22 protein-coding genes are annotated in these 21,340 nt (G+C 72.4%); 8 read left to right on the plus strand and 14 right to left on the minus strand.

The window, feature by feature from the left end; genetic code table 11:
- Nucleotides 1–349: 349 nt before the first annotated feature.
- Nucleotides 350–1,894 carry an MATE family efflux transporter gene (locus GXP71_RS00160; protein WP_162351001.1) on the plus strand — a complete coding sequence of 515 codons (1,545 nt, stop codon included), beginning with the start codon at nt 350–352 and terminating at the stop codon, nt 1,892–1,894.
- Nucleotides 1,895–1,901: 7 nt separating this feature from the next.
- Here GXP71_RS00160 and rpmF read toward each other — a convergent pair whose 3' ends face one another.
- Genes rpmF through rpmB form a run of 6 tightly spaced genes read right to left on the minus strand, consistent with a single transcriptional unit; the run spans nt 1,902 to nt 3,213 of the window.
- Nucleotides 1,902–2,072, minus strand: coding sequence for a 50S ribosomal protein L32 (rpmF, locus tag GXP71_RS00165; protein WP_124342717.1), 171 nt, complete (start codon nt 2,070–2,072; stop codon nt 1,902–1,904).
- Nucleotides 2,072–2,194 (minus strand): type B 50S ribosomal protein L36, encoded by a 123-nt coding sequence (ykgO, locus tag GXP71_RS00170; protein WP_124342718.1) that lies wholly within the window; start codon nt 2,192–2,194, stop codon nt 2,072–2,074. Before ykgO ends, rpmF begins: the two co-directional genes overlap by 1 nt.
- On the minus strand, nt 2,191–2,463 hold the full coding sequence (locus GXP71_RS00175; protein ID WP_162351002.1) for a type B 50S ribosomal protein L31: 273 nt from the start codon (nt 2,461–2,463) through the stop codon (nt 2,191–2,193). Before GXP71_RS00175 ends, ykgO begins: the two co-directional genes overlap by 4 nt.
- Before the next feature lie 35 nt (nt 2,464–2,498).
- The gene (rpsN, locus tag GXP71_RS00180; protein WP_124342720.1) at nt 2,499–2,804 is read right to left on the minus strand and encodes a 30S ribosomal protein S14; all 306 of its coding nucleotides are present in this window, start codon (nt 2,802–2,804) and stop codon (nt 2,499–2,501) included.
- Nucleotides 2,804–2,977 (minus strand): 50S ribosomal protein L33, encoded by a 174-nt coding sequence (gene rpmG, locus GXP71_RS00185; protein WP_124342721.1) that lies wholly within the window; start codon nt 2,975–2,977, stop codon nt 2,804–2,806. The genes rpsN and rpmG overlap by 1 nt, the downstream gene beginning before the upstream one ends.
- Complete coding sequence (gene rpmB, locus GXP71_RS00190; RefSeq protein WP_124342722.1) at nt 2,974–3,213, minus strand: 50S ribosomal protein L28; 240 nt, start codon at nt 3,211–3,213, stop codon at nt 2,974–2,976. The genes rpmG and rpmB overlap by 4 nt, the downstream gene beginning before the upstream one ends.
- Before the next feature lie 54 nt (nt 3,214–3,267).
- Here rpmB and GXP71_RS00195 point away from each other — a divergent pair, with 54 nt between their 5' ends.
- Complete coding sequence (locus GXP71_RS00195) at nt 3,268–4,377, plus strand: GTP-binding protein (protein WP_162351003.1); 1,110 nt, start codon at nt 3,268–3,270, stop codon at nt 4,375–4,377.
- A gap of 56 nt (nt 4,378–4,433) precedes the next feature.
- Here the strand turns inward: GXP71_RS00195 and GXP71_RS00200 are convergent, their stop codons facing one another.
- A complete protein-coding gene (locus GXP71_RS00200; RefSeq protein WP_124342724.1) occupies nt 4,434–4,850 on the minus strand; it encodes a hypothetical protein in 417 nt (138 codons plus the stop codon).
- A gap of 75 nt (nt 4,851–4,925) precedes the next feature.
- Between GXP71_RS00200 and GXP71_RS00205 the strand changes: the two genes are divergently transcribed.
- Nucleotides 4,926–5,690: a glycerophosphodiester phosphodiesterase family protein gene (locus GXP71_RS00205; protein ID WP_124342725.1), complete on the plus strand. Its 765-nt coding sequence runs from the start codon at nt 4,926–4,928 to the stop codon at nt 5,688–5,690.
- A gap of 972 nt (nt 5,691–6,662) precedes the next feature.
- A complete protein-coding gene (locus GXP71_RS00210) occupies nt 6,663–8,009 on the plus strand; it encodes a hypothetical protein (RefSeq protein ID WP_162351004.1) in 1,347 nt (448 codons plus the stop codon).
- A 390-nt stretch (nt 8,010–8,399) separates the two neighbouring features.
- Here GXP71_RS00210 and GXP71_RS00215 read toward each other — a convergent pair whose 3' ends face one another.
- The 5 genes from GXP71_RS00215 to GXP71_RS00240 form a co-directional block, all read right to left on the minus strand.
- Complete coding sequence (locus tag GXP71_RS00215; RefSeq protein WP_162351005.1) at nt 8,400–9,305, minus strand: hypothetical protein; 906 nt, start codon at nt 9,303–9,305, stop codon at nt 8,400–8,402.
- A gap of 910 nt (nt 9,306–10,215) precedes the next feature.
- On the minus strand, nt 10,216–10,719 hold the full coding sequence (locus tag GXP71_RS00225) for a GrpB family protein (protein WP_124342726.1): 504 nt from the start codon (nt 10,717–10,719) through the stop codon (nt 10,216–10,218).
- A gap of 7 nt (nt 10,720–10,726) precedes the next feature.
- Nucleotides 10,727–11,212 (minus strand): PPOX class F420-dependent oxidoreductase, encoded by a 486-nt coding sequence (locus tag GXP71_RS00230; protein WP_162351006.1) that lies wholly within the window; start codon nt 11,210–11,212, stop codon nt 10,727–10,729.
- A gap of 4 nt (nt 11,213–11,216) precedes the next feature.
- Nucleotides 11,217–12,497 (minus strand): WS/DGAT domain-containing protein, encoded by a 1,281-nt coding sequence (locus GXP71_RS00235; protein ID WP_162351007.1) that lies wholly within the window; start codon nt 12,495–12,497, stop codon nt 11,217–11,219.
- A gap of 66 nt (nt 12,498–12,563) precedes the next feature.
- Nucleotides 12,564–13,856 (minus strand): GntR family transcriptional regulator, encoded by a 1,293-nt coding sequence (locus tag GXP71_RS00240; RefSeq protein WP_162351008.1) that lies wholly within the window; start codon nt 13,854–13,856, stop codon nt 12,564–12,566.
- 116 nt (nt 13,857–13,972) lie between these two features.
- Here GXP71_RS00240 and GXP71_RS20525 point away from each other — a divergent pair, with 116 nt between their 5' ends.
- The 4 genes from GXP71_RS20525 to GXP71_RS00260 all read left to right on the plus strand — a co-directional run bounded on the left by GXP71_RS20525 (nt 13,973) and on the right by GXP71_RS00260 (nt 19,586).
- Nucleotides 13,973–16,291, plus strand: coding sequence for a MucBP domain-containing protein (locus GXP71_RS20525; RefSeq protein ID WP_162351009.1), 2,319 nt, complete (start codon nt 13,973–13,975; stop codon nt 16,289–16,291).
- A gap of 174 nt (nt 16,292–16,465) precedes the next feature.
- Complete coding sequence (locus tag GXP71_RS00250; protein WP_124344503.1) at nt 16,466–16,843, plus strand: YciI family protein; 378 nt, start codon at nt 16,466–16,468, stop codon at nt 16,841–16,843.
- Nucleotides 16,840–18,042, plus strand: a complete 1,203-nt coding sequence (locus GXP71_RS00255; protein WP_162351010.1) for an RNA polymerase sigma factor — start codon at nt 16,840–16,842, stop codon at nt 18,040–18,042. Before GXP71_RS00250 ends, GXP71_RS00255 begins: the two co-directional genes overlap by 4 nt.
- A 239-nt stretch (nt 18,043–18,281) precedes the next feature.
- A complete protein-coding gene (locus GXP71_RS00260) occupies nt 18,282–19,586 on the plus strand; it encodes a glycoside hydrolase family 16 protein (RefSeq protein WP_162351011.1) in 1,305 nt (434 codons plus the stop codon).
- 81 nt (nt 19,587–19,667) lie between these two features.
- Here GXP71_RS00260 and GXP71_RS00265 read toward each other — a convergent pair whose 3' ends face one another.
- Nucleotides 19,668–20,396, minus strand: coding sequence for a GNAT family N-acetyltransferase (locus GXP71_RS00265; RefSeq protein ID WP_162351012.1), 729 nt, complete (start codon nt 20,394–20,396; stop codon nt 19,668–19,670).
- 17 nt (nt 20,397–20,413) lie between these two features.
- Nucleotides 20,414–21,172, minus strand: coding sequence for a class I SAM-dependent methyltransferase (locus tag GXP71_RS00270; protein WP_162351013.1), 759 nt, complete (start codon nt 21,170–21,172; stop codon nt 20,414–20,416).
- Nucleotides 21,173–21,340: the final 168 nt, after the last annotated feature.

Raw genomic sequence — 21,340 nt, forward strand, 5'->3', positions numbered from 1 at the left:
CTGGGTTGTCGAACCGCGGGAGCGACCCGCTCGCTGCGCGGTCCCCCGTGGGGCCTGGTCGTCGGGCGACAGCGCCCGGCAGCACGCACCACGGTCCTGTGTTCGAGAATCGAAGTCAAGCGGGCGGCTCTGTTTTTGGGTTTCGAATCCATAACGGTCCGGGCGCCGTCGCATCACGAAGGGGAGCGCTTCCCCCGGCCGGGTGAAAGCCGATCGGGCGACGCCAGGACGCGATCAAATCGATTCGTCCTGGGCGGGTCGTATCGATACGATCCATGCTTGACGCGACCGGCACGACCCGACCACCGCGCTCCTCCCCAGCCCGCCCACTCCTGTCCCGGGAATCGCTGTGCCCAAGGTCCTCACCGCCGGTCGCCCCTGGCGCGTCATCCTCCTCTTCGCCGTCCCGCTGCTCGTCGGCAACGTCGTCCAGCAGCTCTACCAGGCCGCCGACGCCATGGTCGTCGGCCGCATCCTCGGCGTCGACGCGCTCGCCGCCGTCGGTGCCACCGGCTCGCTGCTCTTCCTCCTGCTCGGCTTCGCGTGGGGCATGACGAACGGCTTCGCGATCCCCACCGCGCAGGCGTTCGGCGCCGGCGACCACCACGCCGTGCGTCGCTCCGTCGCGGCCGGCGCGATCCTGTCCGGCGTCACGAGCCTCGTCCTCACCGTCGGCGCGCCGCTGCTCGCCGCACCCGCCCTCCGGCTGCTCCAGACGCCCGAGGAGCTGCTGCCCCAGGCGACGACGTTCGCCGTCATCAGCTTCCTCGGCGCCAGCACCATGATGTTCTTCAACTTCCTGTCCGCCGTGATCCGCGCCATCGGCGACTCGCGCACGCCGCTCGTGTTCCTCACCGTCAGCTGCGTGCTCAACATCGTGCTGGTCGTCGGCGCCGTCGCCTGGCTCGACTGGGGCGTCGGCGGCGCCGCGGTGTCGACCGTCGTCGCGCAGGGTGTGTCCGTCGCGCTCTGCCTCGACCACGTCCGGCGGCGCGTGCCCGTCCTGCGCGTCCAGCGCTCCGACTGGCGGGTCACCGGCGACGAGCTGCGCCTGCACCTGCGGCTCGGCCTGCCCATGGGCTTCCAGGCGTCGATCATCGCGATCGGCACCCTCGCCGTGCAGGTCCGGCTCAACGAGCTCGGCTCCGACGCCGTCGCCGCCTACACGACCGCCGCACGCGTCGACGGGCTCGCCGTCGCGCTGCTCGCGTCGCTCGGCCTCGCCGTGTCCACCTTCGTCGCCCAGAACCTCGGCGGCGGGCGCCCCGACCGCATCCGCCGCGGCGTCGTCCAGGCCGCCTGGATGTCCGTCGTGGGGTCCGTCCTCATCGGCGCCGTCCTCGTCGCCGGCGGCGGCGCGATCGTCCGGCTCTTCGTCGGCGAGGGCGAGGAGTCCGTGGTCGGCATGGCCGCGCACCTGCTGCTCGTCAACGGCCTGCTCTACGTCGTGCTCGGCGTGCTCTTCGTGCTGCGCGGCGCCCTGCAGGGCCTCGGGCAGACCGTCGTCCCGACCGTCACGGGCGCGATCGAGCTCGTCTGCCGCGTCGGCGCCGCCGTCGTCCTCGGGGCGTCCTACGGGTACGACGGGGTCGTCTGGGGCAACCCGCTCGCCTGGATCGGCGCGGTCGCGCTGCTCGTCCCCGCCTACGTCGCCGCCGCGCGCCGCCTCGCGCAGCAGCCGGTCACCGGGGTCGGCGCGGTGCCGACGAGCCTCGTCGCCGACGGGCCCGCCGACGGGTCGGCCGTGCTCGAGTCGGTCGTGCCCGACGTCGACGCGCTGCCGTCGCCGCGGCCCGCGCCGGAGGAGCCGACGCTCGTCGACCCGTCCGGTGCGGGCGTCGAGAGCCGGGCCGAGGACGCGGTGGCGCACGACCCCTGCGGCGCCCGCGACTGAGCCGGGCTCAGAGGTCGAGGCGGAGGAGTCCGCGCTCGACCGCCCGGACCAGCCGGCGCGGCACGTGCACCGTGCGGCCGTCGACGGTCACCGGGACGAGCGCGGGCTCGTCCGCCTTCCACCGCGAGCGGCGCGCGCGGGTGCGGGCACGGCTCAGCCGGCGCTTGGGGACCGCCATCAGCCCTGCCTCGCCTTCCACCGCGGGTTGCGCTTGTTGATCACGTAGGTCGTGCCGCGGCGCCGGACGACGATCGAGCCGTCCTTCTTCTTGAGCGACGCGAGCGACGCGCGGACCTTCATGCGGGCTCCTCGGGGGTCTGCGCGGCCGGGCGGCCGTAGCGGCGGCGGAACTTCTCGACGCGCCCCGCGGTGTCCACGACGCGCGCGGTGCCGGTGGAGAAGGGGTGGCTCGCCGAGGAGATCTCGACGTCGATGACGGGGTAGGTGTTCCCGTCGGTCCACTCGACGGTCTTCACGGACGTGGCTGTCGACCGCGTGAGGAACGCGAAGTCGGCGGACGCGTCGCGGAAGACGACGGGGTGGTAGTCGGGGTGGAGGTCCTTCTTCACGGGCGGTGCTCCTGTCGGGGTGGGACGGGGGTGGGTCACCAGCTGGACGTGGTGACGCCGGGCAGCTCGCCGCGGTGCGCCATCTCCCGCAGCCGGATGCGCGACAGGCCGAACGCCCGCCAGTAGCCGCGCGCGCGGCCGTCGACGACGTCGCGGTTGCGCAGCCGCACTGGTGAGGCGTCGCGGGGGAGGGCGTGCAGCGCGGCCATCGCCGTCGCGCGCTGCTCGGGCGTGCGGGCGGGGTCGACGGACGCGCGCTTGAGCGCGGCGCGTCGCTCGGCGTACCGGGCGACGACCTGCCGACGCTGCGCGTCGCGGGCGATCTTGCTCGTCTTGGCCATCAGCGCTCCTCGCGGAAGTCGACGTGACGTCGGACGACAGGGTCGAACTTGCGCAGCACGAGGCGGTCGGGGTCGTTGCGGCGGTTCTTGCGCGTGACGTACGTGAACCCGGTGCCGGCGGTGGACCGGAGCCTGATGACCGGGCGCAGGTCGGCGCGGCGGGCGCCGCTCATCGCAGCCGCTCGCCGCGCGCGAGCATGCGGGCCACGACGACGTCGATGCCCAGCCGGTCGATCGTCCTGATGCCGCGCGCCGAGACGGTGAGAGTGACGCGGCGGCGCAGCGACGGCACGTAGTACCGCCGTCGCTGGACGTTCGGGTCCCAGCGGCGCTTCGTGCGGCGGTGGGAGTGGGAGACGGCATGGCCGAACCCGGGGGTGGTGCCGAGCACCTGGCAGCGAGCGGACATGGCGGTCACCGTAGGTATTGATAACCGTTCTCGTCAAGACGTACGGTGTGCCCCATGACGCCTCCTACGCCGCTCGTCGTCCTCGCGACCGTGGACCCCGTCGTGCGCGACACGACCGTCTTCGGCCTCGTCACCGACCACCCGCGCCTCGTCGTCCTGCGCCACGACATCCTCGACGACGAGGACGGCGGCCGGATCCGCCGCGTGATCGTGAGCGGTGACGGCGTCCTGGAGGACACCGAGGTCCCGCTCGAGCACGCGTGCCTGTCGTGCGCCGTGCGCGAGGACGCCGTCCCGCAGCTCGAACGTCTCGCACGCGACCCGCGCTGGGACGCCGTCGTCCTCGCGCTGCCCGTCGGCGCCGAGTCCCTGCCCGTGTCCCGTGCGCTCGCCCAGGCGGGCCACCGCACCGGCCTGCGCGGCGCGCGCGGGCTGCGGCTCACGGACGTCGTCGCCGCGCTCGACCTCGACACGTTCGCCGACGACCTGCTCGGCGACGATCTCCTGGCCGAGCGCGGGCTCGCGCTCACGCACGACGACCGGCGCGCGGTCGGCGAGGCGCTCGCGGCCCAGATCGGGCACGTCGACACGCTGCTCGTCGGTGGCGACCGCGCCGCGCACCCCGTCGCGTCCGACCTGCTCGACCACCTGCGCGCACCCGACAGCCGGCGCGTCGACGGGCGCCACGGCGTCGACCCGCGTGCGCTGCTCCGCGGCCTCCACGACCCGGCCCGCGCCGACCGTCGCGCTGACCCGCTGCGCGCCGCCCCGCACCCGGGTGCCCCGACGGCGCACGGCGTGTGGACCCTCGACCTGCGGTCGGCGCGGCCACTGCACCCCGAGCGCCTCGTCGCACGCGTGGAGCGGCTCGGCAACGTGCCCGCACGCAGCCGCGGACGGTTCTGGGTGCCCACGCGGCCCGACTCCGTGTGCGTGTGGGACGGCGCCGGTGGTCAGCTGTCCGTCGGCCAGCTCGGGACGTGGGGGCGCCGAGAGCCCGACACGCGCCTCGTGTTCACCGGCGTCGGGGACTGGGCCGGCGACCTCGTCGACGCGTTCGGCGACGTGCTCACGACCGAGTCCGAGCACCGCGCGGGGCTCGCGCCGTGGCTCGGGCGGCAGGACGTGCTCGAGCCGTGGCTGGGGGACCGCTCACCGGCCTGACCCGACGCGCGCCGCTTCGTCGCGGCGTCGCACGGAGCAGGCGGCGCCGCGGAAGGTCAGCGGGGGAGCAGTCGGCGGCGCGCGTCGGTCGCCGCGAGCGCCCACGCCACGAGCGCCGGCTGGAACACGAGCCGCGCGGCACGCTTGGCGTCCGAGTCGAGCCCGAAGCCGTCCTTGCGCTCGACGAGCTGCGCGACGTTGCCGGGGAAGATCGCGACGAAGAACGCGGCGGCCGCGGCTCCGACCCACGCGCGCGCCGGCTGCTTCCACGTCGCGACGAGCGCCGTGCCGAGAGCGAGCTCGACGACGCCCGACACCACGACCACGGTGTCGGCGTCGGCGGGGAACCACGACGGGACCTGGGCCTGGAACTCCTCCCGGGCGTTGGTCAGGTGGCCGGTGCCGGCGGTGAGGAGCGCGGCCCCGAGGCCCAGCTGACCGGCGGCGCGGGCGGCACGTGCGAGGTTCGTCATGAGGCCATCGTCGCCGCCCTCGACGGATCGCGCAGGTCAGCGGGGCTGTGCTGTGCTGGGACCGGGAGGGCCGACGTGAAGCATCCGTACCTCGACGCACCCGGTGGCGTCGCCGCGCTCGCGCACCGCGGCTTCTCGCCCGACGGGCTGGAGAACTCGCTGACCGCGTTCCAGGCCGCGGTCGACCTCGGCTTCACGTACGTCGAGACCGACGCGCACGGCACCGCCGACGGGCGGGCCGTGGCGCTGCACGACGCCACGCTCGACCGCACGACCGACGGCACCGGACGCGTCTCCGACCTGCCGTGGGACCGCGTGCGGGAGGCGCGGATCGGCGGCGTCGAACCGGTGCCGCTGCTCGAGGACGTGCTCGGCACGTGGCCCGACCTGCGCGTGAACGTCGACGTCAAGGAGCGGTCGGGCATCGTGCCCGTCGCCGACGCGATCGAGCGGACCGGCGCGCACGACCGCGTGTGCGTCGCGTCGTTCTCGGCGGCGCGGCGCGACGCGACCGTCGCACGGCTGTCGCGGCCCGTCGCCACGTCGGCCGGGACGACCGAGGCCGTCGCCTTCCTGCGCAGCGGCGGTCGCGTGCGGTTCCACGCGCGGTCCCGTCGACGGTTCGACGTCTACCAGGTGCCGTGGCGGTTCCGCGGGCGGCAGGTGCTCGCCGCCCGCCACGTCGAGGCAGCGCACGCCGCCGGGGTGCTCGTGCACGTGTGGACGGTGGACGACGCCGACGACATGCGGACGCTGCTCGACCTCGGCGTCGACGGACTGATCTCCGACCGCGCCGACGTGCTGCGCGACGTGCTGACGGAGCGCGGCCTCTGGCGGTGACGGCACTGCGTCAATGCCGCACGGCGACCTGCCTTTGGACGGCACGCCGTGCTCGAACTGCGCACTGTTCAACTTCCTCGATGCCGTGCGTCGATGGCCCACCTCGTGAAGTGGGCGCTGGAGCGCTGGGCCCTCGAACGACCGGGCACCAGGGCGACCGCGTACGCCCCACCCCTCAATGGCTGTCTCGCAGCTGGGGGCGCTGCGGCGTTGTCTGCGGTACCTGCCATCCTGGACGGAGGCCGCGCCACGCCGTCGGGTCGGGATCAACGACCCAACATCAGGTAGCGTCCTACTCAGGGTCAGAGTCAGGGCACCAGGACTGGAGTCGCAGATGCCGAGTAGCGCACTTGGATCGCGTGCTTCTGGCGCCGCCGAGCTTGCGAACAACGTTGTAGGGCCCCTTCACGCGGTGCTAACGCGTGAGTTGCCTCGCGAAGCTTATCCTCTGTTGAAGGCGATTCACGCTCCGACGAGTGCCCAGGTCGTCTACGTAAGCACCCCAATTACCTCTGGGCCCGGCTATCTTCGATGGCGAGCCGCCAATCGCCACGCCTCGGACGCAGAACTCGAAGCAGCTAAGAAGGCGATTATCCGGTCGAACATCGCTGCGGTGGCCCCGCTAATCGAGTCAATCCCGCACGCGCTCGGGGGCGTAGATGTTATTGACCCCACAGCATTGGCAGATGTTCCAGGATGGCACCAGGCAGACTACCACCGGTTCTGGTGCGAGGTGCTAATCTGCCACGTGGACCGCGTGCTATTTGCTGACGGCTGGGCCAGCAGCGTCGGCTGCTCCGTTGAGTTCGCCGTTTCTGCGCTTTGCCGACTGCCAATGCACGATTCGCATATGGAGTCGCTCAGCCTCGGCCGAGGCCTAGATTTGCTCGACGATGCCATTGTCGAGATTGAAGCGGCGGGCGGGGACGCTTCGATGCAGAAATCTGTGATCGCAACGCTGGCTCGTCTGTAATGCTCAAGGACGAGTCTCTCTGGGCTCTGTCGCGGCGGTTCAACGTTGCTCAGTTTGTGAGCGTCGATACGTCGAGGATGACGACACGCCACAGCCTCATGCGCGACTCAGTCACTGCTGCGGACGTTGACGATGCACACTCGGCGATTTCTGCGCTGCTGCAACGGGCAGGATCCGGCACCGTGAACGTCCGCACGTTCGACCCCAAAGGGCTTCGAAAAGGGACGCGATTCTTTACGGGGCTGCGACGGATCAACGAAGTGGTGGAGGCCCTCGAAGTGGCCGGGGTCGAACAACTCTTCTGCATCGTTAATGAGAGCATCGACGTTCACGACGGAGGCGTTTCAGGGGTTGCGGCGGGCAACCTTGTGGAGTTCGGTCCTGACGACACGCCCCGCGTCGTCGAGGACGGCGAAAAGGTCATTTCGACAAACATTCGATTGGCGACGGAGATCATTCGCACCATTTATGGGTTTGATATACGTGCTGTATCTCTTCCCGGTGAACGGGTCGAATTTAGTATCCATCCGCAACGTGCGGGTTTCCGTCGCGAGCACTACACCGTGTGGGAAGCGAGCCCGACCTCGGACGTGATTGAAGCACCTTTCGGCATCCAATGGCCGAATCCCTTGAGTCGAATCATCGGGGACAAGGCGTTCGGTCTCGTCGTCGCTGCGGCGATTGGTCTCGCCGTGCCTTCAACTCTTGTCATTCCCAGGAGGGTGCCGCCCTTCCGCTTCGGCATGACCGCTTCGACTGGTGACGTATGGGTTCGGACTGCCCCGCGCGAACCGGTGCCGGGCCACTACTCGACGCAGCTCGGTTGGGATGACGTCTTTATGCTGATGGGCCGCGAAGATCCAAACGGAGATCAGCTAGCGTCGGTCATCGTGCAGGAGTCGGTTGACGCAAAATGGTCGGGCGCAACGGCGAGGTCTGCTGACACTCAGACGGATCTCGTCGAAGGCGTTACGGGATACGGTGACAGGTACATGCTGGGTCAGGCCAGCCCGGAGAAGTTGCCAGGGTCAGTTGTTGCGGACGTCCGAGGCCTTCTCGACGCCGCTCGCGCGACCTTGGGGCCCGTGAGGGTTGAATGGGCCCACGATGGTGATCGCCCGTGGGTGCTTCAGCTGCATCAGGAAGTCGAGGCTCCATCCCGTACATATGGTACGCCGGACGACTGGCTGCTGTTTGATCCCGCTGACGGGTTGGAAGTGCTGCGGGAGCTGCTCACCATCGCAAGGAGTAAGAATCTTGGGATCGCGCTCCAGCGCAAGGTGGGCCTGACGAGCCATGTCGGGGAGCTGCTTAGAGGCTCGAAGGTCAACTACCGTCTGGCGTGACCGGATCGTTTTCGAATGGTGCGATCCAGTTGCGCCACTCGGCATCGAAGGTCGGCCCGACTACGGTCGAGAGGACCAGCAACCCGTAAACCGTCGCAGCAGCCAAGAGGCGCCATCCGTAATCAGGTTGCCATGCAACGTATGTGCCAGCCGCCGTAGCTGCAAGCGTGACGAAAACAACCCGATACGACGAGCGACTTGTCCTACGAGCGAACTCGATGCGTCGGCGGGAATCCCTGTCGCCCGTCGTCGCCGCGAGTGCTGCCCGGTACTCCGTCGTATCCCGCAAGACACTCTTGATCTGAATCGCTCCTGCGATAAGGCCTAGGGCGAGAACTACCAGTGGTGCCCCGACGAAGTTGTTCAAGTCGGCGACAAGAGTCAATAATCCTAGGCTGATAGATGTCGCGTAAAGCAGGTCGGGCAATATTGAGACCCGCCCCTCGTTGACTGTCTGCCGTTGATTCCGAATGCGTGCGTGGAATTGAAGAAAGCACGCAAGCGCGATGATGATCCCAAGTGCCCAAGTGCCCAAGCGCCAGGCTGAGACATTTCAAGGTCATCGAGCGGTTCATCGGTCGGTATTGGAAGCGGGGTGCCGGCAGCGGCGACAAGTGTCAGCGTGGCTGCTAGCAGGAGCGCCAACAAAGCGGCAACAACTACGGCGGTTGCTTCGGTGATTCGCTCGTGCTTGTAAGTAGCCCGTGCCGCGAGATTGTGGGTTTCGTCGATGAGCGATCCCACGCGCTCTCGAAGCAGCCCCTCGTCCTGTTCAGCCGAGTCGCTGGTCATCTTCTTCTGCCAGTGTTCACGCGACAAACGAATGATCTCGTAGAAATACACGGGGGAGCCCTTGACGCCGTTCGACCAATCCACCGACGGAGTGCGGGGAGCAGTGCGTTGCTGGCCAGGAAGTCGTAGTGGCGTACTGAAGGCGGCGAGTAGAAGCACGACTGCGAACACCATTCCTACAATAAACGCGCCTAGGGCGATCAGTGCTAGTGGGGTCGTGAATGGAGCGATGTGGAACTGGCGCGTGACGTAGTTAGCGCCTCCCAGAGCTGCGAGCGAGAGGGTGGCAGCGGTCAGGAACGATAGCCCCGTGAGGAGTCGACCGATCTTGTCGTCTTGATGCTTGACGGCGTCGAGCACCTCGCCATACGACTCGCGGAGCAAGTCGAGTCGAAACCGTAGGTCGGCCGCCACCGGCGGACCAGTGTCTTCGACCGGTTCGGTCGGCGCGGACGCGGTTCGATCGACGGCCAGCGATGACTGTCTCGTGCGACGCCAGAGCATGCTCCAAACGTAGCGCCAGCGTCGGCCTGGCCGACGTAGGCGGCGGCGAGTCGTGCTGAGTTGCGCATACGATCGGCCGCCGGGCTTCACCGGTGTTTGGTCGTTCCTTGAACCTGATTCTTGCAGTGGATTTCGAGACGCGCGCCGATTCGGCGCAAGTTGACGGTTCTTGCAACTGCCTTAAAGGGTTTTGCGCTGTCGCGGCGGACCGGGGAGATCCGCGAGGCAGTCGAGCGATGGAGACAAGCAGGCGGTCGACGAAGGGTGGCTTGGTATTTCGTATCGCGCGGCCGCTATCCGTCGCTTCGCTAGCCTGCATTGGTCGAGTGACGAACCGGTGCGAAGGGATGTCCGCCTGCGTCGCGCGGCGACTGCCTCGACGTCGAAGTGCTCCGGCGACGGGCGGAGGTCGACGTCGACGTCGCCTCGGGAGACGGTGCCCGGAGCGCACGACGTGACAATGTGTGGCAGGTAGCGGAGCAGGCCTACGTCGGCAAGTGTGACCGCGAACGTCTCGTCGTGCGGCCGCTCAAGGTGAGGCGGCAGGTGCGTTTGCCGTCGACCGGGTCGAGCCGGCTGGCCACGTCCGCCGGGAAAGATCGGCGGGGACCGGCCTTAGGGTCTTAGCGCCACGCGATCAGCGATTCGCCCTGCGGTCGAATCAATGCGCGGGAACGGTGCGTCCTTACCGCGCTGGACTGCTCCCGTCCAGCAGCACGGTGGACGACGCCGACGACATGCGGACGCTGCTCGACCTCGGGGTCGACGGGATCATCTCGGACCGCGCCGACGTGCTGCGCGACGTGCTGACGAAGCGCGGCCTCTGGCGGTGACGCCCCGTGCGTCGTCGGGTGCCGCCGCGTGCCTCGCGCGGTGCCAACGCGTGCCTCGGCCGGTGCCGCCGCGCGCGTCAGCCGGTGCCGTCACCGGCAGGATCGCCGGTCCCGTCGGCGGCGAGGACCCGGTCGAAGAACGCGGACTTGCGCGCCTCGTACTCGTCGGGCGCGCTCTCGTCCGCCTCGGCCTTCACGCGGTTGTGCTCCACGAGCAGGGCTGCGTCGGCGCGCAGCAGCGCCCACGTGCGCGTGAACCGCACGTCGTGCTCGGAGCCCAGCGGTGTCACGGCCAGGCCCGCGGGCAGGGGTGCGTCGACCGCGAACGTCGCGAGCGTCGCGCACCAGATCTCGGGGTGGACGACGGCGTGGTCGCGCCGGACGAGCGCGACGGCCGCGTCGAACTCCTCGGGCGGGACGCGCAGGTGCAGGTCGACGTCACCCCTGGTCAGCGCACCCGGCACGCTCGACGCGCCGACCCACACGAGCTCGCCCGGGACGCCCGCCGCGGCCAGCGCGGCGCGCTCGGCGGCGACGACCGCGACGGCCGCGTCGTGCAGCTCCTCCGCGCGGCGCAGCACGGTCGGGTCAGCCGTCGAGCGCGTCGAGGCGCTCCGCCACGTCGGCCGGGAAGCCGCCCGTCGCGACCGGGCCCCAGCGTGTCGGCGTCACGCGGATCAGCGACTTGTCCTGCAGGCGCATCGCCGCGCGGTACTCGTCCCAGTCCGGGTGCTCGCCCGCGATGCAGCGGTAGTAGTCGACGAGCGCGTCCTCCGCCTCGGGCATGTGCAGCACCTCGGCGTCGCCGTCGACCTGCACCCACGCGCCGCCGAAGTCGTCGGACAGGACGCACACGCTCACGCGCGCGTCGCGCTCGGCGTTGCGCGTCTTGGCCCGGCCCGGGTAGGTCGAGATCACCAGACGGCCCTGGTCGTCGACGCCGCCGCTGACCGGGGACACCTGCGGGCGGCTGTCGGTGCGCGTCGTGACGAGCAGGAAGTGGTGGCGCGGGCGGACGAAGTCCAGGAGCTCGGGCAGCTCGACGGTGCGGTGGGTGGCGACGGTGCGAGGCATGCCCTCACGGTAGGCGCCGGGCGAGGTCCGCGACCTGTCGGAGGCCGTCGCGCAGGTCGTCGGCGAGGGTCTGCACGAGGTCGGCGGACTCCGGCGCGCACAGGACTGCCGCGTCGAGCCGCCCGCTGATCGAGAGCGCGGCGACGCACGTCGTGACGTTGCCGACGAGCGGCACGAGCGGGACGGTGGCGACGAGCGGCACGTCGACGAGCCGGACGGGACCCGGCGGGCCGGGCGCGTGCGTGACGACGGTGCTGATGAGGCGCTGGCGGCGCAGGAACCAGGGCAGCAGGCCGAGCCGGGCGACGAGCCGGGCGCCGAACGGGGCGAGCGGCCACGCCCACGGCCGGAGCCGCCGCTTCGCGGACCGCGTCCGGGCGGCGAGCCGGGCGAGCCCGTCGGCCGGGTCGCCGAGGAGGTCGGCGGGCACGGCGACCCGCAACGTCCCGAGGTGGTTGCCGAACCGCGTCCCGGGCAGCGTCGCCGGCACCGACAGGGCCACCTGCTCGCCCGGCCCGCCGCGCGCGAGGTCGGCGCGGTGGTACGCGCGCGCCCACGCCCACAGGAGCGCGTCGTTGACGGTCGCCTCGCACGTCCGGGCGCCCGCGCGCACGGCGGCGGCGTCGACCGAGACGGGCACCGCGACGGTGCCGCTGGTGACGGGCCGGACGAGCGGGCTGCGGCCGGCGCGACCGGTGCGTGGCGGTCGCTCGTCGTCCGCTCGGGAGCGGGAGCGGGAGCCGGTGCCGCCGCCGGCGCGGGAGCCGGGGCCGGAGTCCGGGCCGGTGCCGGACCCGGCGCGCACGCGCGGGCGGCCGGGCGTGCGCCACGGTGAGCCGCGTGGGACGTCGCCGAGCGTCTCCAGCAGGAGCCCGAGCAGGCTCGGGCCGTTGCCGAGCAGGTGGTGGCTCGTCCACACGAGCGCGGAACGCTCGGGGTCGCCGACGTCGACGACGCTCAGCCGCCACGGTGGCGCGCCGGTCGGGAAGGGACGCGCGAGGTCGTCGAGCGCGACGTCGACGGGGTCGCCACCGGGGGTGAACCGGGCGGTGACGTGGTCGGGCACGTCGATCGGGACAGGCTCCCAGACCGGCGGCCGTGCGGCGCGGTGCCGGACGCGCGCGGACAGCCTCGGCTCGGCCGCGACCGCGCGCCGCATGCGTCGGCGCACCTCGTCGACGCCCGGCGCCGGGCCGGCGAGCGTGAGCAGGACCGTGATGTGCCGCGGGTTCGGCCCGACGTCGGTCGCGAGCTCCGCCCGGTCGTACACGGTCAGACGTTCCACGTCGGCAGTCTTCGCCGTGCGTCCGACCTGCGGCAGAGCCGAACGTCCTGTGTGGGGCGCGGTCGGTCAGGCGGTGGTGGGCGGCTCGGGTGCGACGTCGTAGAAGCGGGCGTCGACGGCCGCCGCGCGCGCGACGTCGCCTGCCCGGACGGCGTCGCGCAGCTCGCGGAGCGCGGCCGCGTCGAACGCGTCGAGCACGGACGGCTCGTGCGTCGCGTACCAGCGCACGCGCGGCGCGAGCCGGTCGAGCACCACGGTGAGCACCTCGTCGCGCGCGCCGGCGAGCGTCGCGTCGACCACCCGGGTGGCCGCGGCGAGCCGGCTGCCGGGGGAGTCGTCGTCGGCGAGGACCGCGATCTCGGCGTCGAGCGCGTCGAGGAGCGCCTGGGGCGAGCGTTCGACGCACAGCCGCTGGGCGTAGCCGCGCAGGACCCTCGCCGTCCGCATGGCGTCGACGAACTCGCGGCGGTCGAGCGTCGCGACGCGTGCGGGCTGGTGGTACCGCTGCGTGACGATCCCGATCTCCGCGAGGGTCGCGAGCGCGTCGCGGACGGGCGTGCGGGAGACGCCGAGCCAGCGCATGAGGTCGGCCTCGCGGAGCAGCTCGCCGGGCAGGAGCGTGCCGTCGAGGATCGCCCGGCGGATCGCGTCGCGCACGCGGTCGCGGATGAGGGGCGTGGTCGGTCGACGCGCCGGCACGTCGGTCGCCTCGCGGACCGCCGTCGGCACGGCCGCTGCGGCGTCGCGCCAGGCGCGCACGGTGGCCTGGCCGTCCCCGGCGAGGGCGGCGTCGACCAGTGCGCGCTGGGTGCGACGGGCGGCGGCCGCGTCGGCTGCGTCGCCGTGCAGGCGGTGGAAGCGCACGATCCCGGGGGACAGCCAGGACCGGACGCGGTCGAGGTCGGCGTTCGCGGCGCGGCGGTAGAACACGTCGTGGACCGTGCTCACGCGTGACTCGCGCAGCGCGGTGAGCGCGGCGGCGTCGTCGACGAGCCACGTGTCGCGGTAGGCGACGAGGGTGTCGCGGTCGGCGTCGGTGAGCCGGGGGAACCCGTCGACGATCGCGGCTGCGGTGACCTCGCCGAGCACGCCGAGCGCCTGGTGGACCCGTCGCGGGTCGACGGCCGTGACGTGCGTGGAGCGGCGCGGGACGACGTCCGTGAGGCCGACGAGCGACAGCCGCGCGAGCGCCTCGCCGAGCGCGGCGCGGCTCGTCCCGAAGCGCTCGCAGAGCTCCTGCTCGCCGAGGCGCTGCCCGGGGGTCAGGTCGCCGGTGACGATCGCGTCGAGCAGCCGGTCGTAGAGCGCGGCGCGCTCGGCGGCTCCGGTGACGTCGATCGGAGTGGTGGGGATGGGCACGCCCTGATCGTAGGTCGGTCATCGGTGAAAGTCGGGCCGTAAGTCCTGACCGTGGACGGTGAACGGTGAAATACATTGAAGACGTCATCGCACCGACAACCCCAGGAGCGCCTCCCATGTCCGTCCTCCGCACCGTCACCGCGACGGGGCTCGCCGCGACCCTCGTGGTCGCCGGAGCCTCGGCCGGCCTCGCGAACCCCGGGACCCCGGGTCAGCCGCAGCCCGCCACCGTCGTCTTCCACGAGGACTTCCAGAACGCCCCCGTCAGCGGCCTGCGCACGGTGATCGACCAGTACGTCGGCGCCGACGGTCACACCTACGACGCGGACCCCTACTGGAAGAACGCCGTCAAGGCGAACGGCATGGTCGTCTCGGCTCAGAGCACCTTCGCGACCACCGACGCGACCGGCGCCAAGAACGACACCGAGACCACCGCCCGCGCCACCCTCCGGCAGCTCGCCGAGGCCCTCGGGAAGGTCAACGGCAGCTCCGACCCGCGCAGCAACCTCGCCATCTCGGCCTACACGCAGGACGTCAAGGCGTCGAACGTCGCCGACAACCTCGTGATGCTGCGGACGAAGGACGACATCGAGCTCAAGGACGCCAACGGCCGCTTCCTCGCGTTCTCGCTCAACGCCGCCGCGACCAACGGCGTCGACAAGGCGCACCCCGACCGCGAGAACCCGCGGCTCATGTTCTACGTGAACCAGGCCGGCACGGGCGAGCAGGCGCTCACGAGCACCCCGATCGACCCGATCACCGACCCGCGCTCGCAGACCATCGCCGTCACGGCCTCCGCCAACGGCACCAAGGAGCCGGTGCGCGGCGGGCAGTTCGCGTCCGACCGGTCCTTCCTCTACGAAGGCGGCGCGTTCGGCGTCGTCGTGCGCAACCTGACGTCGGGCCACCTCGGCAACGACGGCGCGTTCGACGACCTGCAGGTCATCGACGTCACGCCGCAGCTCGACAAGGCGTTCGACCGGCCGGTCGCGGCCACGGGCGAGTCCGTGCGCCTGGTGCTGACCGTCACGAACACCGACGAGCTCGCCGCGAAGGAGGGCTGGACGTTCGCCGACGAGCTCGCCGACGGCCTGCGCGTCGCGGACCAGCCGAACCTCGTCTCGTCGTGCGTCGGCGACGCCTGGGCGCAGGGCACCAAGGTCGCGGTGACGAACGGGTCGCTCGCCGCCGGGCAGGCGTCGTGCACCGTCGAGGTCGACGTCACGTCGACGACCTCCGGCACCTACAGCAACGGCCCGGCGAACATCGTCGTGCGCAAGGGCATCGACGCGCCGGCCGAGGCCGTCGTGCGGTTCGAGGCGCCCGGTGACCTCGTCGTGCACCACGTCGACGAGAACGGCGCGCCCCTCGCGGCCGACCAGACGTCGTCCGGCAGGCTCGGCGAGGCCTGGAGCAGCGGCCCGCTCGACATCGACGGCTACACGGTCGTCCGGGTGGACGGCCCCGCCACCGGCACCTACGCCGAGGGGACGACTGCCGAGGTCACGTACGTCTACAAGCCCGTCGCCCCCCTCCCCGTGCCCGGAGCGCTCGTCGTCCACCACCAGACCGCCGACGGCATCTCGCTCGCTGACGACGAGCACGTGACCGGCGACGCCGGTGACCCGTACAGCACGCAGCCCCAGCAGATCGACGGCTACGTCCTCGTCCGCGTCGAGGGCGACCCGACGGGCACGCTCCCCGACGGCACCGCGGTCGTGACCTACGTCTACGCACCCACGGCCGACCCGGACCCGGAGCCCGCCGACGCGACCGGCACCCTCGTCGTGCACTACGTCGCGGAGGACGGCAGCCCGCTCGCCGACGACACGACGTCCACCGACGAGGTCGGCGCGGCGTACGGCACCGCAGCGAAGTCGTTCGACGGCTGGACGCTGGTCCGCGTCGACGGCAGCACGACCGGGACGTACGTCGACGGGACCGTCGAGGTCACCTACGTCTACCGGCCGGTCCCGCCGGCCCCGAAGCCCGGCTCCCTCGTCGTCCACCACCAGACCGCCGACGGCACCCCGCTGGCGGACGACGACACCACGACCGGCGACGCGGGCGACCCGTACAGCACGCAGCCCCAGCACATCGACGGCTACGTCCTGGTCCGCGTGGACGGCGACCCGACCGGCACGCTCCCCGACGGCACCGTGGTCGTGACCTACGTCTACGAGCCCGTCGCGACGCCGGACCCGACGCCGACGCCCGACCCGGAGCCCCAGCCGCAGCCGGCGCCGGAGCCGACGCCCACCGTGGTGCCGGTCCTGAGCGAGGTCCTCGCCGCCGACCCGGTGTCGGGCGGCCGCACCGGGAGCCTGGCCCACACCGGCAGCGAGGGCGTTCCCCTCGCGGGCCTCGCCGGTCTCACGGCCGCCGCCGGCCTGGCGCTCGTCCTGGTGACGCGCCGGTCGCGCCGCGAGCGCTGACCCGCACCACCGACGGCCCCCGCCGAGCCACGTGCTCGACGGGGGCCGTCCGCGTCCCGGGCGTGGGCCCGTCGACGGTCGGCGGCCCGGGTGTCTGTCGGGCGGGCGCGAGATCGTCATCCTGGTGTCGCGGCCCTGCTCGCGACCTACGCTGACGACACCGAGGAGGACCCCATGCGGTACACGATCCTGCTGCACTACCCCGAGATGACCCCCGAGGACCTGGGCGAGGGCGGGTGGGAGGAGGGCGAGCGCGAGTTCAGCGCCTACGCCGCGACCCTGCACGCCGCGGGCGTCCTGGTCGGCGCCGAGGTGCTCCAGCCGTCGAGCAGCACGACGACGCTGCGCACGGTGGACGGTGCCCTGCAGGTGCAGGACGGGCCGTTCGCCGACACCAAGGAGCAGCTCGGCGGCACGTTCGTGGTCGACGTGCCCGACCTCGACGCGGCGCTCGAGTGGGCGAAGCGTGCCCCGTCGGTCGAGTGGGGCGCGGTCGAGGTCCGGCCGGGTGCGACGCACGTCGTCGACGGCGTGTGGGTGCCGAACGCGTGACCGCGGGAGCGCGCGCGGCCGCCGAGCGTGCCGCGCGCGACTCCTACGGCCGGCTGGTCGCGCTGCTCGCGGCCTCGACGGGCGACCTCGCGCAGGCGGAGGACGCGCTCGCCGACGCCTTCGAGCGGGCGCTGACGACGTGGCCGGCCGACGGTGTCCCCCGCAACCCCGACGCCTGGCTGCTCACCGTGGCCCGCAACCGGCTCCGTGACGTGTGGCGTTCCGCCGCGACCCGCCGCGCCGCGCCGCTCGACGACGCCCGCGCGCTGACGTCGCCCGACGGCGTGGACGTCGACCCGGACGCGATCGAGGACCGGCGGCTCGCGCTGCTGTTCGTGTGCGCGCACCCGGCGATCGCGCCCGACGTCCGCACCCCCCTGATGATGCAGACCGTGCTCGGCCTGGACTCGCAGGTCGTCGCGCGGGCGTTCGCGGTGCCGCCGGGTGCGATGCAGCAGCGGCTCGTCCGGGCCAAGCGGCGCATCGCGCGCACGCGCATCCCGTTCGTCGTGCCGGACCGGCGCGCGATGCCGGAGCGGCTGCCCGCGGTGCTGGAGGCGGTCTACGGGTGCGCGGCGGTGACGTGGCGGCAGGACGGGCGCGAGCTCGCGGGGGAGGCGCAGCACCTGGCCGTCGTGCTGGCGTCACTGCTCGACGACGACGCCGAGGCGTGGGCGCTCGCCGCGCTCGTGACGCTGTCCCTGGCCCGGCGGCAGCCGGGCGACGTGTTCGTGCCGCTCGACGAGCAGGACCCGGCGACGTGGGACGAGCACCTGGTCGCCGAGGGGGAGTCGTACCTGCGCCGGGCGACGCGGCCCGGACCTCCGGGGCGGTTCCGGCTCGAGGCGGCGATCCAGGCCGTGCACTGCGACCGGCGACGGACCGGGGTCGTCGACTGGGCGGCGCTGCGCACCCTGTACCTCGCGCTCGACGCGGTCGCGCCGAGCCTGGGGTCGCGGACAGCGCTCGCGGCGGTGGTCGGGCGGCTCGACGGCCCGGACGCGGGGCTCGCGGCGCTGCCGTCGGAGCCGGTGCCGGCGTTCCAGCCGTGGTGGGCGGCGCGCGCGGACCTGCTGGCGCGTGCGGGCCGCGCCGACGAGGCCGGACGCGCCTTCGCGCGCGCGGCCGAGCTCGCGGACGACGACACCGTGCGCGCGTATCTCGACGCCCGCCGGCGGTCCGACGGGCACCCGTCGTGACTGCGGCGGCGCGCGGTCGCTGTCCGATGGATCCCGAATCGTTTCGCTGATCGCGCGCGTCGTCGCAGGTCAGCGGGGTCCTGGCCGCACGATCGGGTGGCCTCGGTAAGGATTACTTGCCTGTCAGTAAGCAGGGCCGTTACGGTCGGTCGCCGGACGGCAGGGCGCGCCCGGCACAACGAAGTGACACGAGTCAGCCGCGCCTCCGTCGTCCACCAGACGACCCCGAGGAGGCACCGATGCCCGTCGCACTCGTACGTCCCCGCACGTCCCGCCCACGCCACGCCCGCCGCACCCGCATGATCGGCGCGAGCGTCATGACCGCCGGCCTCGTCGCCAGCGCCCTCACCGCCGCCCAGCTCACCGGCGGCCCCGCCGCACCCGCAGCCGCCGCCGTCGGCGACGTCGTCTGGTCGCAGGAGTTCAACGGCAGCGCCGGCAGCGCCCCCGACGGCAACGTCTGGAGCTACGACACCGGCGCCGGCGGCTGGGGCAACGGCGAGCTGCAGAACTACACGACGTCCCGCGCGAACTCCGCGCTCGACGGGCAGGGCAACCTCGTCATCACCGCGCGCCGCGAGGCCGACGGCTCGTACACGTCCGCCCGGCTGCAGAGCAACAACAAGGTCGAGCCGAAGTACGGGCGCGTCGAGGCGCGCATCCAGATCCCGCGCGGCCAGGGCATCTGGCCCGCGTTCTGGATGCTCGGCGGCGACTTCCCCCAGACGTCGTGGCCCAGCAGCGGCGAGATCGACATCATGGAGAACGTCGGCAAGGAGCCGCACCGCATCTACGGCACGGTGCACGGCCCCGGCTACTCGGGCGGCGCGGGCATCAGCGGCATGTACCAGCACCCGCAGAACTGGTCGTTCGCCGACGACTTCCACACCTACGCGGTCGACTGGAAGCCCGGCTCGATCACGTGGTCCGTCGACGGGAACGTCTACCACCAGGTCACGACGAGCCGCGTCGGCGGCAATCCGTGGGTGTTCGACAAGCCGTACTTCCTCATCCTCAACGTCGCCGTGGGCGGCCAGTGGCCCGGCTACCCCGACGGCTCGACCCAGTTCCCCCAGCAGATGAAGGTCGACTACGTCCGCGTCTACGACAACGGCTCGACGGGCGGCGGCGGCGGTGGCGGCAACGGCTCGCTCCCGACCGGCACCGGCACGATCCGCGTCGCGAACCAGCTGTGCCTCGACGTCCCGTGGGCGCAGACGCACGACGGCAACCCCATCCAGGTCGTCGGGTGCAACGGCAACGCCGCGCAGTCGTGGACCCGCGGCTCGGACGGCACGATCCGCGCGCTCGGCAAGTGCCTCGACGTGAGCGGCGGTGGGACCGCCAACGGCACCGTCGTGCAGCTGTGGACGTGCAACGGCACGGCCGCGCAGCGCTGGACGTACGACTCCGGCACGCGTGCGATCAAGAACCCGCAGTCCGGCCGCTGCCTCGACGGCGTCGGCGGGCTGCCCGTGCACGACGGCCAGCGCGTCCAGATCTGGGACTGCAACAACCAGGCCAACCAGCAGTGGTACCTGTGACCCGCTGACCACGGCCCGACCTGACCGGCACGACGGGGCGGGGTGCGCGACGTCGCACCCCGCCCCGTCGGCCGTCCGCGGTCAGCGGACGACGTCCGCCCACCGGTCGACGCGCCACAGGTCGTCGAGATCGAGCGCACGGGCCGCGTCCAGCAGCGCGGACACCTGCGGGTCCGTCACCACCGCCGCGCCCTCCGACTGCGCGTAGTAGTCGGCCAGGAATGCCGCGAGCGCGTCGCTCGTGAGACCCGGTGCGGAGTCGAGCCGCAGCAGCAGCATCCCGTCGACGCGCGGTGCACCCGGGCTGAGCGACGGCTGCACGTACGGGAGCGGGACGAGCCGCGCACCGTGCCGGCCGTAGAACCGCAGCCGCGCCACGGGGTCGCCCTGCGTCGCGTCGGCCGCCCACGTGCGCGGGTCGTCGACCTCCGCCACGACGAGCGCCCCCGGGGACGTCGCCGCCCACCGCGGCAGCACCTCCCGCACGAGGCGTCCGCCGAGCCCGAGGCCGCGTGCCGACGGGTCGAGCGCAAGGTACGTCAGCAGCAGCGCGCGCCGGTCCGCGTACCAGGTGCCGAGCATGACGCCGACGGGCCGGCCGTCGGACAGCACCACGACGGACGGCTGCGCGTCCGGTCCCGTGAAGGTCGCGCGCACCTCGTCGAGCGACACGAGCTCCTCGGGTCGGAACGTCGGGACGAGCAGCCGCCGGTAGACGTCCTCGACGTCGGCGTCCGTCAGGTCCGCGAGGCTGCGCTCGACGACGTCCGTCACCGTCCCGGCGGGGTCCTGAGCCGCGTCGTGCGTCATGGTCCCGATCCTCGCACTCAGCGCGTGGGCGTCCCGGCGCGGCGCAGGACGAGCAGCGGCGTCAGGTAGTGCTCGGTGACACGACCGCCGAGGTCCCGCACCGCGCGTCCGGCCGCCTCGGCCTCGACGTCCGACCACTCGCTGAACGTCGTGAACAGGTCGCGCACCTGGTCGGCACCGAGGTCGACCGACCACCGCAGCTCGTCGACGTGCCGGACCATGAACCACCCGCCGGCGGTCAGGCGGGCGACCCACCCGGTCGTGTCGAGCTCCGCAGGCCCCGGCCGCGGCGGAACGTCGCCCCGCTCCCGGACGATCTGCGCGACGCGCTCACGGAACGGCGTGAGCGGCGCAGCCGGGTCACCGAACACGTGCCGCCACACCGCGAGATGCCCGCCGGGGACGAGCGCGCGGTGCAGCCGCGGCAGGACGACGTCGAGGTCCAGCCAGTGCACGGCCGTCGCCACTGCCACCAGGTCGTACGCCGCATCGTCCAGCGGGACGGTCTCGGCCGTCCCCTCGACGACCGTCGCCTCCGGCACCCGGCGACGCAGCAGGTCCGCGAGGGCGGGACCGGGCTCGACGGCCGTCACCGCGGCGCCGGCCGCGACCATCGGCGCCGTCGCCAGGCCGGACCCCGCGCCGAGCTCGAGCACGCGCGTCCCGCTCCCCAGCACGCCGAGCGCACCCAGCCGCGACCAGAGCGCGTCCGGGTAGGGCGGCCGTGCCCGGTCGTACAGGTCGGCCATGCCGTCGAAGTGCATCGGGTCGGGCACCCTCGCAGCCTAGGTGCGACGCTGCGCGACGTCCGCGGGGACCGCTCGCACCGCACGCGGCCCCACGGGTTCACCGACGGGGACGACGCGCCGGCAGGACGACAGGCTGCGGAGACCCGGACGGACCGCGTCCCGACCCACGGCGGATCGCCCGTCGGCGCGCGCCCC

The sequence above is a fragment of the Cellulomonas sp. H30R-01 genome, from assembly GCF_010119915.1.
Classification (GTDB): Bacteria; Actinomycetota; Actinomycetes; order Actinomycetales; family Cellulomonadaceae; genus Cellulomonas; species Cellulomonas algicola.